The sequence below is a fragment of the Citrobacter sp. LUTT5 genome (genome assembly GCF_009905315.1).
GTDB lineage: Bacteria > Pseudomonadota > Gammaproteobacteria > Enterobacterales > Enterobacteriaceae > Citrobacter > Citrobacter freundii.
Map to the genome: position 1 here is coordinate 595,051 of NZ_CP047606.1, position 12,993 is coordinate 608,043.

Annotated in this window: 16 protein-coding genes; 4 read left to right on the forward strand and 12 right to left on the reverse strand. The window is 52.1% G+C overall.

The features are described 5' to 3' along the window. The first annotated feature begins 10 nt into the window (after positions 1-10). The 3 genes from tdcG (at position 11) to GUC46_RS02925 (ending at position 4,325) form a co-directional block, all read left to right on the forward strand. Complete coding sequence (gene tdcG / locus GUC46_RS02915; RefSeq protein WP_049016219.1) at positions 11-1,375, forward strand: L-serine ammonia-lyase; 1,365 nt, start codon at positions 11-13, stop codon at positions 1,373-1,375. Positions 1,376-1,658: 283 nt separating this feature from the next. Continuing rightward, entirely contained in the window at positions 1,659-2,990 is a 1,332-nt protein-coding gene (locus GUC46_RS02920; protein ID WP_003841510.1) for an amino acid permease, read from the forward strand. Between the two features lie 24 nt (positions 2,991-3,014). Continuing rightward, a complete protein-coding gene (locus tag GUC46_RS02925; protein WP_003841509.1) occupies positions 3,015-4,325 on the forward strand; it encodes a serine dehydratase subunit alpha family protein in 1,311 nt (436 codons plus the stop codon). Between the two features lie 54 nt (positions 4,326-4,379). Here GUC46_RS02925 and GUC46_RS02930 read toward each other — a convergent pair whose 3' ends face one another. Together GUC46_RS02930 and GUC46_RS02935 are read right to left on the reverse strand one after the other, a co-directional pair. Continuing rightward, positions 4,380-4,529, reverse strand: coding sequence for a hypothetical protein (locus GUC46_RS02930; RefSeq protein WP_086504593.1), 150 nt, complete (start codon positions 4,527-4,529; stop codon positions 4,380-4,382). 26 nt (positions 4,530-4,555) lie between these two features. Beyond that, positions 4,556-5,257: a pirin family protein gene (locus GUC46_RS02935; RefSeq protein WP_048232841.1), complete on the reverse strand. Its 702-nt coding sequence runs from the start codon at positions 5,255-5,257 to the stop codon at positions 4,556-4,558. 104 nt (positions 5,258-5,361) lie between these two features. On the opposite strand from GUC46_RS02935, the gene yhaJ reads away from it, so the two are divergent. Beyond that, positions 5,362-6,258, forward strand: coding sequence for a DNA-binding transcriptional regulator YhaJ (gene yhaJ / locus GUC46_RS02940; protein ID WP_003024855.1), 897 nt, complete (start codon positions 5,362-5,364; stop codon positions 6,256-6,258). Between the two features lie 37 nt (positions 6,259-6,295). Here yhaJ and GUC46_RS02945 read toward each other — a convergent pair whose 3' ends face one another. The 10 genes from GUC46_RS02945 to exuR form a co-directional block, all read right to left on the reverse strand. Then, positions 6,296-6,661: a DUF805 domain-containing protein gene (locus tag GUC46_RS02945; protein ID WP_130715090.1), complete on the reverse strand. Its 366-nt coding sequence runs from the start codon at positions 6,659-6,661 to the stop codon at positions 6,296-6,298. An 864-nt stretch (positions 6,662-7,525) separates the two neighbouring features. Further along, positions 7,526-8,512: a glutathionyl-hydroquinone reductase YqjG gene (yqjG, locus tag GUC46_RS02950; RefSeq protein ID WP_032950281.1), complete on the reverse strand. Its 987-nt coding sequence runs from the start codon at positions 8,510-8,512 to the stop codon at positions 7,526-7,528. 71 nt (positions 8,513-8,583) lie between these two features. Beyond that, positions 8,584-8,976, reverse strand: coding sequence for a DoxX family protein (locus tag GUC46_RS02955; protein ID WP_003024847.1), 393 nt, complete (start codon positions 8,974-8,976; stop codon positions 8,584-8,586). A 174-nt stretch (positions 8,977-9,150) separates the two neighbouring features. After that, on the reverse strand, positions 9,151-9,450 hold the full coding sequence (locus GUC46_RS02960) for a YqjK-like family protein (protein WP_003024845.1): 300 nt from the start codon (positions 9,448-9,450) through the stop codon (positions 9,151-9,153). Then, positions 9,450-9,845, reverse strand: a complete 396-nt coding sequence (locus tag GUC46_RS02965) for a phage holin family protein (protein WP_003024834.1) — start codon at positions 9,843-9,845, stop codon at positions 9,450-9,452. The genes GUC46_RS02960 and GUC46_RS02965 overlap by 1 nt, the downstream gene beginning before the upstream one ends. Positions 9,846-9,847: 2 nt before the next feature. Then, a complete protein-coding gene (locus GUC46_RS02970) occupies positions 9,848-10,153 on the reverse strand; it encodes a YqjD family protein (RefSeq protein WP_003024832.1) in 306 nt (101 codons plus the stop codon). A gap of 33 nt (positions 10,154-10,186) precedes the next feature. Beyond that, complete coding sequence (locus tag GUC46_RS02975; RefSeq protein ID WP_003024825.1) at positions 10,187-10,555, reverse strand: DUF1090 domain-containing protein; 369 nt, start codon at positions 10,553-10,555, stop codon at positions 10,187-10,189. Between the two features lie 148 nt (positions 10,556-10,703). Beyond that, entirely contained in the window at positions 10,704-11,072 is a 369-nt protein-coding gene (gene mzrA, locus GUC46_RS02980) for an EnvZ/OmpR regulon moderator MzrA (protein WP_176691756.1), read from the reverse strand. Between the two features lie 18 nt (positions 11,073-11,090). Next, positions 11,091-11,753, reverse strand: a complete 663-nt coding sequence (yqjA, locus tag GUC46_RS02985) for a DedA family general envelope maintenance protein YqjA (RefSeq protein ID WP_003024820.1) — start codon at positions 11,751-11,753, stop codon at positions 11,091-11,093. A gap of 348 nt (positions 11,754-12,101) precedes the next feature. Continuing rightward, positions 12,102-12,878 (reverse strand): transcriptional regulator ExuR, encoded by a 777-nt coding sequence (exuR, locus tag GUC46_RS02990; RefSeq protein ID WP_003024817.1) that lies wholly within the window; start codon positions 12,876-12,878, stop codon positions 12,102-12,104. Positions 12,879-12,993: the final 115 nt, after the last annotated feature.

Consider the following 12,993-nt stretch of genomic DNA (forward strand, 5'->3'; position numbering starts at 1 on the left):
GGGTGTGGATATGATTAGCGCATTCGATATTTTTAAGATTGGCATTGGACCTTCCAGCTCCCATACCGTGGGGCCAATGAACGCTGGTAAAAGCTTTATCGATCTGTTGGTCAGCTGCGGGGAACTTCCCAAGGCTACACATATTGTGGTCGATCTTTATGGATCGCTTTCCCTGACCGGAAAAGGTCATGCAACAGATGTCGCCATCATGATGGGACTGGCAGGTAACAGCCCGCAAAATGTTAATATAGATTCAATCGCTGGTTTTACTCAGGAAGTGGCCCGTACCGGACGTTTACCGGTTGCAGGGGGCACGCATGTTGTCAATTTCATTCCAGACGAAAATATTCTCTTTCATGCCGAAACGCTGCCACGCCATGAAAATGGCATGCGTATCACCGCATGGAACGGCACCGAGACGCTATTAAGCAAAACCTATTACTCCATCGGCGGTGGTTTTATCGTTGAAGAGGAGCAATTTGGTCAGGCGCATGATGTTGAAGCACACGTGCCCTACAATTTTCATTCCGCCAGCGAACTGCTGAAACTGTGCGAGCGCAACGGGCTGTCTGTTTCCGGCCTGATGATGCAAAACGAACTGGCGATGCGCAGCAAAGAAGAAATCGATGCTGGCTTTGCTGCCATTTGGGACGTTATGCACGCTGGAATTGAGCGCGGCATGAACACCGAAGGCGTTCTGCCGGGTCCACTGAACGTCCCGCGCCGCGCCGTGGCATTACGTCGGTTGCTGGTTTCCAGCGATAACCTGTCCAGCGACCCAATGAACGTGATCGACTGGATCAACATGTTCGCGCTGGCCGTGAGCGAAGAAAACGCCGCCGGATGCCGGGTTGTGACGGCACCGACCAACGGAGCATGTGGGATTATCCCTGCTGTCCTGGCCTATTACGACAAGTTCCGCCGCCCGGTGAATGCAAACTCCATTGCCCGCTACTTACTGGCCGCGGGGGCGATAGGCGCGCTGTATAAGATGAATGCCTCTATTTCTGGTGCCGAAGTGGGTTGCCAGGGGGAAATTGGCGTCGCCTGTTCAATGGCAGCAGCCGGGTTGACAGAGTTGCTTGGCGGTAGCCCGTCTCAGGTGTGTATTGCGGCGGAAATCGCCATGGAGCATAACCTGGGACTGACCTGCGATCCGGTCGCCGGACAAGTGCAAATACCATGTATTGAGCGCAATGCGATCAACGCGGTAAAAGCCGTCAACGCCGCGCGTATGGCGCTACGTCGAACATCTGAGCCACGCGTTTCGCTCGATAAAGTGATCGAGACCATGTATGAAACGGGCAAAGATATGAACGACAAATACCGTGAAACGTCACGTGGTGGTCTGGCTATCAAAGTGATTTGCACTTAACTAAATTTGTGTTTATTTCTCCTTTGGGCGCACTTGAGTGCGCCCTTTTTTTTGTTGTGATCCGCTTCAAAAAGAGAAATTAATCCCATTTTGTAAATATAAAATAGAAAAACTTTATTAAACATTATGAAATGAGGGGGTATTTATGTGAAGTTTTTCTCTGACCCTCGGCGTATGATTTCTCCATTCTAACGAACTCGCCTGCACGACTCGTACCGCGTATCGCATTGATGCGGAACGGAAAAATAATAAAACCTTACCCTACATTTTGAGCGAGATTTTTATGGAAACGGCAACGAATAACAGCGTAATACTCGACGCATCTGCTCCGGCGCGTCGGGCGGGGATGACCGAAAGTGAATGGCGTGAAGCCATTAAATTCGACAGCATGGACACTGGCTGGGTCATTATGAGTATCGGTATGGCAATTGGCGCGGGGATTGTTTTTCTTCCCGTCCAGGTAGGATTGATGGGGCTGTGGGTGTTCTTACTCTCTTCTATCATCGGCTATCCAGCCATGTATTTGTTCCAGCGCCTGTTTATCAACACGCTGGCTGAGTCCCCAGAGTGTAAAGACTACCCGAGCGTGATCAGCGGCTATCTGGGTAAGAACTGGGGCATCCTGTTAGGTGCGTTGTATTTTGTGATGCTGGTTATCTGGATGTTTGTCTATTCCACCGCCATCACCAACGATAGCGCCTCTTATCTGCACACGTTTGGCGTTACTGAAGGTTTACTGTCCGACAGCCCGTTCTATGGCCTGGTGCTGATTTGCATCCTGGTGGCCATCTCGTCACGCGGGGAAAAACTGCTGTTTAAAATCTCCACCGGCATGGTGCTGACCAAGCTGCTGGTAGTGGCAGCGCTTGGCGTATCGATGGTTGGGATGTGGCATTTGTATAACGTAGGTTTACTGCCGCCGATGGCGCTGCTGATCAAAAACGCGATCATAACGTTGCCATTTACGCTGACCTCAATTCTGTTTATTCAGACATTAAGCCCGATGGTTATCTCGTATCGTTCTCGCAACAAATCCATTGAAGTGGCGCGCCATAAAGCCCTGCGAGCGATGAATATCGCGTTCGGCATTCTGTTCGTGACCGTCTTTTTCTACGCCGTTTCCTTCACGTTGGCGATGGGCCATGACGAAGCGGTTAAAGCTTATGAGCAGAATATTTCCGCTCTGGCGATTGCCGCGCAGTTTATCAGCGGTGCGGGTGCTGGTTGGGTGAAAATCGTCAGCGTTGTTCTGAACATCTTTGCCGTTATGACCGCTTTCTTCGGCGTCTACTTAGGTTTCCGTGAAGCGACTCAGGGGATCGTAATGAACGTGCTGCGCCGCAAAATGCCAGCCGAGAAAATCAACGAAACCCTGGTTCAGCGCGGCATTATGGTTTTCGCCATCCTGCTGGCCTGGAGCGCAATTGTGCTCAATGCGCCGGTGCTGAGCTTCACCTCTATTTGTAGTCCTATCTTCGGCATGGTGGGTTGTCTGATCCCGGCCTGGCTGGTCTACAAAGTTCCTTCACTGCACAAATACAAAGGCGCTTCCCTGTATCTGATTATTATCACGGGCCTGCTGCTGTGCGTTTCTCCGTTCCTGGCATTTTCCTGAGTTATCTGAGCAAAGGTTGTTGTTATGTTTGAGACTACATTGAATCCATTATGGGATAGTTTTATCCGCGCGGTACAGGAAGAGGTTAAGCCTGCGCTGGGTTGTACGGAACCTATCTCTCTGGCGCTGGCGGCAGCGGTCGCATCCTCTGAGCTGGACGGCGCGGTTGAACGTATTGATGCGTGGGTCTCACCGAACCTGATGAAAAACGGCATGGGCGTTACCGTGCCGGGTACCGGAATGGTCGGGTTACCTGTCGCGGCGGCGCTGGGTGCGCTGGGGGGAAATGCCCGTGCCGGTTTAGAGGTACTGAAAGATGCGTCGCCCCAAGCGATCGCTGATGCGAAAGCGATGTTGAGCGCTGGCAAGGTCGCGGTGATGCTGCAGGAGCCTTGCGAGGATATCCTCTTTTCCCGCGCGAAGGTTTACAGCGCTGAAGGATGGGCGTGCGTGACGATTGTGGGCGGTCATACCAACATAGTCCACATCGAGACCAATAAGGGTGTAGTGTTCACCACAGAACAGAATGCTCAGGAAGAGGAGCTGGAGTCGCCGCTGGCGGTACTGTCTCACACCTCGCTGGAAGAGATTCTGGCGTTCGTGAACGCGGTACCGTTTGAGTCGATCCGCTTTATTCTTGATGCGGCAAAGCTGAACGGTGCGTTGTCTCAGGAAGGGCTGCGTGGTAACTGGGGCTTGCACATCGGAACCACACTTGAGAAGCAGTGCGCGCGTGGTCTGCTGGCGAACGATCTCTCCACCTCTATTCTGATCCGCACCAGTGCGGCATCGGATGCGCGAATGGGCGGGGCGACGCTGCCGGCCATGAGCAACTCCGGATCCGGCAATCAGGGGATTACCGCGACTGTTCCGGTCATGGTGGTGGCCGAGCACTTTGGCGCGGATGAGGAGAAACTGGCACGTGCGCTAATGTTGTCTCACCTGAGCGCTATCTACATCCATCATCAGCTTCCTCGTTTGTCTGCGCTGTGCGCAGCAACCACGGCGGCGATGGGCGCTGCAGCGGGGATGGCATGGATCGTGGATGGCCGCTACAACACCATCGCGATGGCGATCAGCAGCATGATTGGCGACGTGAGCGGAATGATTTGCGATGGCGCTTCAAACAGCTGCGCGATGAAAGTCTCAACCAGCGCATCTGCGGCGTGGAAAGCGGTACTGATGGCACTGGATGATACTGCCGTAACCGGAAACGAAGGGATTGTGGCGCATAACGTGGAACAATCTATCGCTAACCTGTGTGCGCTGGCGTGTCGTTCGATGCAGGAAACCGACAAGCAGATCATTGAGATCATGGCCAGTAAGGCGCATTAATCTCCAGGTCGGGTAAGGCGTTGCCGCCACCCGGCATAAGTCTAAGCCGCCTTTTCAGGCGGCTTCTTCGTCTTCCAGCCGTAGCTCGGCATCGGCCACAATCGCTTCCAGCTCTGTCAGCATTTCTTCATAGCCGAAGGGAACCGTTTCCCGTTTTTTCAGCTCAACCTGCGGCTGGCGTTTTTTTGATGATTTCTTGCTCAATAGTCGTACTCCATTGTTTTCCCTGACTATACGGGCAAATCTATCAGCAAAGCGCGCAGCGGGGTATCGGCGACTAACGTTATGTTAGTTTCGTCACGAATAAATGCCCCATCGCCACAGGTGAGCGCTTCTTTTTCGGCGCCAGACGTTACCGCATGGAATCTGCCGTGAATCGACTGTAAATAAGCGCGTGGCCCATGTAACTGAAAACTCAGCGATTCACCTTGCTGCAGTTCAACGTGGTGCACCCATACCTGTTGGCGCAGATGCAGGCTGCCTTGTTCACCGTCCGGCGAGGCCAGCAGCTGATGCTTACTGGTACCCAGCGTGGCTTTCTGTACGCAGGCGTTTTCACGCTGCGGGCAGGCGTCCAGCCAGAGCTGCATCCGCGTTAACGGTTTGTCTTTGCTGATATTGTGTTCGCTATAGCTAATCCCGGGCTGTGTCGCGAGCAGTAAAACTTCGCCTGCTTTGGCCTTGATATGGTTGCCTTCGCTGTCTCGGTACTCCGCTTCCCCTTCGAGGATCAGATTGACGATATCCACCTTCGGATAGGTCCGTGGCTGGAAAGAGGCCCCCGGTGCCAGAACTTCCTGGTTCAGAACACGCAGCGAGGCATAACCCAGCAGTTTAGGATCAAAATAGTGTCCAAAGGAGAAGGTATAACGGGCCTGCAGCCAGCCGTAGTCTGCTTGCCCGCATTGTTTGGCTGTACGGGTAGTAATCATAGTTCTTGACCTCTCTTTACTTCCTTTTATGTTAAATGGCTAGACGCTGCATTGTTAGCCAGATATTCTGCCCGGTATGTTCAAATTTCCTGAATGAGAACGAGATGGCTAAAGAAAGGGCTTTAACGCTTGAGGCGTTACGCGTCATGGACGCAATAGACAGGCGCGGCAGCTTTGCCGCCGCCGCAGACGAACTGGGGCGCGTGCCTTCCGCACTTAGCTATACCATGCAGAAGCTGGAGGAAGAGCTGGACGTAGTGCTGTTTGACCGTTCAGGCCACCGCACAAAATTCACTAACGTCGGGCGTATGCTGCTGGAGCGTGGGCGCGTACTGCTGGAGGCTGCGGATAAGCTGACTACCGATGCCGAAGCGCTGGCTCGCGGATGGGAAACGCATTTGACTATCGTTACCGAAGCACTGGTGCCAACGGCGGCGTTTTTCCCGCTGATCGACAGACTGGCCGGGAAGGCCAATACCCAGCTTTCCGTTATTACCGAAGTTCTGGCCGGGGCGTGGGAGCGTCTTGAGCAGGGGCGGGCGGATATCGTGATTGCGCCGGATATGCATTTTCGCTCATCTTCCGAAATCAACTCGCGCAAGCTGTACTCGCTGATGAACGTGTATGTGGCGGCACCGGATCATCCTATCCACCAGGAGCCGGAACCGTTATCGGAAGTCACCCGCGTGAAATACCGTGGGATCGCTGTGGCGGATACCGCACGTGAACGTCCGGTGCTGACCGTTCAACTGCTGGATAAACAGCCGCGTCTGACGGTGAGTACGATAGAAGATAAACGTCAGGCGCTGTTGGCCGGATTGGGCGTAGCGACAATGCCGTACCCGCTGGTGGAAGAGGATATTGCAGCTGGTCGACTGCGGGTCGTTAGTCCGGAATCGACAAGCGAGATAGATATTATTATGGCCTGGCGTCGTGACAGCATGGGCGAGGCGAAATCCTGGTGTCTGCGAGAAATTCCCAAGCTGTTTGCGGGTAAATAAGAAATACGCCCCTCCAACGGAAGGGGCGTATTTAAATTCAGGACAACTGTTTGGGGTCAGCGCCGAAGCGATTGCTCCCCGGAGTGCCGTTTTGACAGTTGAAAATAATGATGATCAACCAGCCGACGATCGGGATCAGCAGCACCAGCAGCCACCAGGCTGAACGGTCGGTGTCATGTAAACGCCGAAACTGTACCGCCCACCACGGGATAAAGACCAGAACCCCGTAAATCGTCGTTAATATGCCTTCTCCTCCGGCGCGTTCCCAGCCAAGCATTCTGTCCAGAATGCCCAGCACGAACGTGAAGATGATGTTGACCAGCACAAACATCCAGTATTCTTTACGACGCGCGCGGCCACCAAAACCAAAGTAATTCTTTAATACGTTTAAATACCAATCCATTTTTGCCTCGTTCTGCGTTCAATTACTTGTTTTTAAAGCAATCAAATTAAGAATAGCTGCGAATGGAATGCTGGTAAATGTTTGTAGTATTAATTATTTGGCCTCCAAACGGGCAATGCCGATCAGTTAAGCATGTATGGTGAACATGTGATTCTTGCTCAGGGTTCCGTTCACCTCATGTGCGTTGCTTCTCTGATATCTTTATACCCGTGAACGGGCAAGGGAGGCTCACCGCCGCCTCCCTTGCAACCCAGGCTCCCGGCGGGAAAATCGTCGCTGCGCGAGTTATTCGTCTTATTCCGTCTGCCTGTCGGGTCGGGGCCGAGCCTGCGTCCCTGCAGGCCGTCCCCTTTGCCCGCATCCCTGCGGGCAGACCCGGTCAGCCGTCAACGCCTCATCGATTTTCAGCCGGACCGGGGTCATCGCTGTAATGCTCTGACTTCCAGTTAAATCTGATTTGCTGTTCAGATATATTCAAAAAAAACGCAGATGGTCAGGTGTGGGCTGGTCCGGCTGAAAATTGCCGACGTGTTTCCGTAAGGCCGGGAGAACCCGCATGGATGCGGGTTCAGGGCGCGTTTTACAGGGACGTTTCCTCGCGCCCGACCCGGTAGCCTGGAGGAATAAGCGGAGGGTATTGCACAGCAACAATTTTCCTGCCGGGAGCCGGGATTGTAAAGGGCGTGGCGGAGAACGCCCTTTACACGTTCACAGGAATCGGTGCTTCAGAGAAACGATGAACATGAGGTGAACGGAACCCTTTCCCTGAAATAACATATTCATTACCTCCGCCAGCACATGTTGATGCCTTTCGAAACGGAGGCGTTAACTGAACAGCATTACCCAAACGGAGGCCAGTGTAAATCAGGCGAAACGCTCGTCACGCCCATGAGGTTCGCTGAGATCCTGCCACGGGCCGATTGAAATAATACCGGTCGGGTTGATTGTTTTGTGGCTACGGAAGTAGTGATGACGGATATGGTCAAAGTTGACGGTCTCCGCAATGCCCGGCATCTGGTAGATATCGCGCAGAAAACCGTACAGATTCAGGTAGTCACTGATGCGGTGTTTGTCGCACTTGAAGTGGGTGACATAAACCGGATCAAAGCGCACCAGCGTGGTCCACAGGCGAATATCGGCCTCGGTTAGCTGGTCACCGGTCAGGAAGCGATGCTGACCCAGGATCTGCTCCAGTCGTGCCAGAGATTGAAAGACTTTTTCCACGGCATCGTCGTAGGCTTCCTGGCTGGTGGCAAATCCCGCTTTATACACGCCGTTATTGACGTTGTCATAAATCCAGCCGTTCAGCTCGTCGATTTTACTTTGCAGGGCAGGTGGATAGTAATCCCCGGCTTTCGCACCCAGCGCATCAAACGCAGTGTTAAACATGCGGATGATTTCTGCAGATTCGTTGCTGACAATAGTGTGGTTTTTTTTGTCCCACAGTACCGGAACGGTCACCCGACCGCTGTAGTGCGGATCGGCGTGTAAATAGAGCTGATAAAGAAATTCGTGCTGATACAGGGTATCGCCGGTTGCCGCTGGGAAGTTGTCGTCAAAGGTCCAGCCGTTTTCCAGCATTAGCGGATGCACAACGGAAACGGAAATAAACGGTTCCAGCCCTTTAAGTTTACGCAAAATCAGTGTGCGATGCGCCCACGGACAGGCCAGAGAAACGTACAGATGATAACGGTCTTTTTCGGCAGCAAAGCCACCTTCACCGGTCTGGCCAGGCGTGCCATCTGCGGTGAGCCAGTTACGGAAAGCCGATGCAGAACGTTGAAATTTCCCACCGGTTGATTTGGTATCGTACCAGGTGTCATGCCAGACGCCGTCAATCAGTTGTCCCATTTTATCGTCTCCTCAGATAGCAAAAGCGAGGAGATATCTCCTCGCTTTTTGATGTGTTCAGTATAGTTTGCTTACCACTTTTTATTCAGTACGCGGTCAATACTGAATGCGCCCGGACCGGTGATAGCCAGCAGCAGGAAGCCGCCTGCGATGGTCAGGTTTTTCATAAACATCAGAGAGTTCACACCTTCCGCAAAGTTACTGTGGAAGAGGAACGCCGTCAGCAGCGTGAAGCCTGCGGTGAACAGCGCGGTAGTACGGGTCAGGAAACCGAACAGAATTGCCAGACCGCCGCCAAACTCAAGCAGAATCACCAGCGGCAGCATAAATCCTGGGACGCCCATGGCTTCCATGTACTGTTGGGTACCTGCATATCCGGTGATTTTTCCCCAACCTGCGGTAATAAACAGGATTGGCATCAGAATGCGCGCTACCAGTACACCAACATCTTCTAATTTCTTCATCATACTCTCCAGGAAACCACTCAGGCGGCTTATTGTGTTTTTTTGTGCAATGACGCTGCTGAGCGCGTCGTTGCTGTCGATGAAGAGAATAATAAACGTGGCTAATGAGAATTGTTAGCAAGGAAAACTGTCAGAAATTATCAAAAAATTTGAGGTTAGGTGGGAGTAGGGGGATTAGCCGCGCAACTGCTGCTGCCTGATGGTCGATTTCACCAGGCGCCAGATGCTCCAGACGCTAAAGCCGCGTTTGGCCCAGCGGACCAGCAGATTTGGGTTACGGATGGTGCGAACTGCCATAATACTGCTCCCGACTAACACCCAGCCGCGCAGGTTCAACAGCGTCTTCCAGCCACGATCGTAGACCTCGGTGGCTTCCAGCCAGTCGCGGCGAGTAGCAGACAGATCCAGCCGTTGCTGCTGGATCTGTCCAAGCAGTTGCGCCTTACGTTGTTGACGTTCGACTTTACTGCTCATTATGCGTCATCCTCCAGAGCCCGCCTGTCGTTCGCGAGTTCATTGCGCGTATGGCGTAGCAGCGTTGTTTTACGCGCTTTACGCAGCGTCCATATCCCGCCAATCAGCGCTAACAGCAACAGCACTACGGTGGTGGCAATCATGGCGTTCAGTCGGTATTGAGGGTCAATGGCCCAGATGATAAGTACCATCAGGCTCATCAGGCCAAACGCCGCGAACAGCATAGTCAGCCCAAGCATCAGCAGGATCTGGATGAGGTTGGCTTTTTCCTCTTCCAGCTCAACGACGGCCAGCCGCAGCCGCGTCTCTACGATCTCAACGAGAATCGTCAGGATCCGCTGTCCAATACCCAGTACGCCTTTGCCTGGACCTTGTGCGTGTTGAGAATCAGCCATTGTTAACGGCGCGACAGCAGTACACCAAGCACCACACCGACTGCAGCGCCAATGCCGACGCCTGTCCATGGGTTTTCGCGCACGTAGTTATCGGCTTTAGCCGCGGCCTCACGGGTCTGTTTGGCAATCACATCGCTGGTTTCACTCAGACGATGGCGGCTCTCGCGCAGCGCATGTTCGGCTTTGCTGCGAATTTTACTCATCTCTTCCTTCGACTTATCGCCAGAAGAGCTAAGTACTTCTTCAAGCGTATCCGCAAGAGATTTCAGCTCAGCGCGCAGGTTTTCCGTAGCATTATCTTTCGACATAGTTTTCTCCAGTTGAGTGGCTAGTTACCGTACTTAGTAATCGCGGGTCTCGAGTTCTTTTAGCTCTTTCTGAGCTTCAGCAAGCTTGTGTTCGCGCTTAGCTACCTTATCCGCATCGCCTTTTTGCTTAGCTTCGGCTAAGTCACGTTGACGCTCGGCAATCTCATTTTTCTGCTCGGCGATTTTTTTCTGATGGTTGGCGCGCAGTTTGCTGTCAGTACAGTTTGCCCTGACTTCGCTCAGCGCTTTGTTCAGCCCATTGATGCGGCTCTGATTATTGTGTTTTTCGGCATAGCTAATCTCCCGCTGAATGTCTTGTTCTTTTTCCTGACAGAGGGTGTTGGCGTAGCTGCCGGCACTTAGAGCGAAAAGGCTAATTGCCAAAGCGATGCGGTATTTCATTCTTGAACCTTCCATTGTGATTCGACCTCGTCGTTTAGGGTCGATGCTCCAGAATAATAAAACGTTGGGTCATAAGCCCAGTTTATTAATCATAGGCGCTAAACGGTGAAATCACCAAAGTGAGTGATCTAATTCAGATTCCTGGAAATTAACCAAAGCGGTGTGGAGTATCACGTAAGCGGGATAACCACTGCACCGCCTGATTATCATCATCCTGCTGAGCAATAACGAAACCGTGCGGTAACGTTCGGTCCAGCACGACCTTTGCGGCTGCGCTCTGTGCGCTGGAATCAAAGGTAATCAGCAGTGCGTCATTTTGCGGAGTGATGCTTTTAAAACGAATGCCGTTGGCATCCAGGTGATGCCAGATAGAGAAGCCATCAGGCACGCTGGCTCCTTGGTTTACGGCACGAATGGCAAGCGTTGATTCCTGCTGGCGAATGACAGACCAGGTCAGGAGCAACGCGCCAATGAACAACATAAAAGTGGTGGACCAGGCAAGTCGTCGGAGCGTTATGCATGATTTCAGCATAATTTACCCTCGGTTCCCGTATTTCTTCTTCCAAAGAACAACCAGTGAACCTGCCAGACCAAACACCAGTAACACCACAGGAAGCAGCATCAGACAAGACATCAGCTGATCTTCATACTTGAGAAACACCGGCGTTTTGCCCAGCAGATAACCAAGCGTTGTGAGAATCAAAACCCAAAGCAGTCCACTCATCCAGTTGAAGAACTGAAAGCGCGCATTGTTCAGGCCGGACAATCCTGCGATGGTCGGCAGTAATGTTCTGACAAACGCGATGAAGCGACCGACCAGCAGCGCAGACAAGCCATGCTTATGGAACAGATGATGCGCGCGCTGATGGTAATGCGCGGGCAGATGAGATAGCCAGTTTTGTACTGTGCGGGTATTCCCCAGCCATCGCCCCTGGATATAGCTAAGCCAGCAACCCAGGCTGGCTGCGGTAGTGAGCAGCAGTACCGTTTGCGGGAAACCCATCGCGCCTTTGGCGATAAGTACGCCGACCAGCACCAGTAGACTGTCGCCAGGTAAAAAGGCCGCTGGCAGCAGTCCGTTTTCCAGAAACAAAATGGTAAATAGTACGAAATAGAGCATGCCAATCATGGAAGGATTGGCCAGCGTTTCAAAATCCTGAGCCCATAAAGCATTCAGTAATTGAGTCAGTAGTTCCATTCAATATTCCTGGAGAATCGGTTGTCGTCATGCCGGTTTTCTGGAGTTTGTAACGCCGCAATTTTATTGGTGTTTTTTACATGGATCGCGGTCTGACACAAATTCACGGCCTGAACTATTCCCTGTAAAGTTGTGAAGTAAGCAAGCTCTCAAACACAAAAATTCAAATAGCATCTAATTGTAACAAAGGTCAACGTTGTCCGTTATAGAAATTACGGTTGTTGAACTGTGATTTTGCTTATCGCAATGGAGGGAGGCGAGAGGATTTACACAGGCTGACACTTTATACCTAATGCTTACCAAGCAGGAGAAACAGGCGCTTTGTCGCGCCTGCATCGAAAAGATTGCTTATTTAGCGCTGTTAACCGCCGTATCGAGATGAACGACCGGATTTTCTGCAAAAAGATAACGATCGGCATTGAACTCAAAATCATCGCTAGTCTCATTGAACAACATGATTTTGGTATTCTCCAGGTGCTGCCACATCGCCAGTTTTGCCGCGTTCGGATCTTTACGGATCAGTGCTTTGAGAATTTGATCATGGTCATCACACCAGTTATCGACGGTACGTGCGTCGATATGTTCGTGCAGTTTTTTCCAGTACGGGTTGTGGCTACGCTGGGTCCACATTTTTTCTACGATGGCGGCCAGCGCTGAGTTCTGCGTGGCTAGCGCGACCTGAATATGAAACTGCAGATCCCATTCGGAATCGCGGAAGCATTTTTCATTCCGCGCATGCTCTTGAATGTCCATCAGTTTCATGATGTCTTGCTTGGTAACCTGCGTCGCGGCAAATTCAGCGATATTGCTTTCAATCAACTGACGAGCCTGAAGCAGCTCGAAAGGACCATAATTGGCGAATTCAAGCGATTCGTCGGTGGCCTGCTGGTGACGGGCCTGGTTCGAAATGACATGAATGCCAGAACCTTTGCGCACTTCTACATAGCCCTCAACTTCGAGCATGATAATCGCTTCACGAACCACGGTACGGCTGACATTTTTTTCATCGGCGATAAAGCGCTCTGCGGGGAGTTTTTCACCCACCAGATAGACGCCCTGCTCAATGCGTTCTTTCAGATCAGCGGCAAGTTGTTGGTACAAACGTCGTGGTTCAGTGATTTCCATATGCGCTCCAGGCATGATACGGCAGACTCTATTTGTTATACCACTTTTACGATTACGGCTCCACTCGCGACGTCAAAAAAGCCGCCAGATAACTGGCGGCTTAGCATGACAAAAC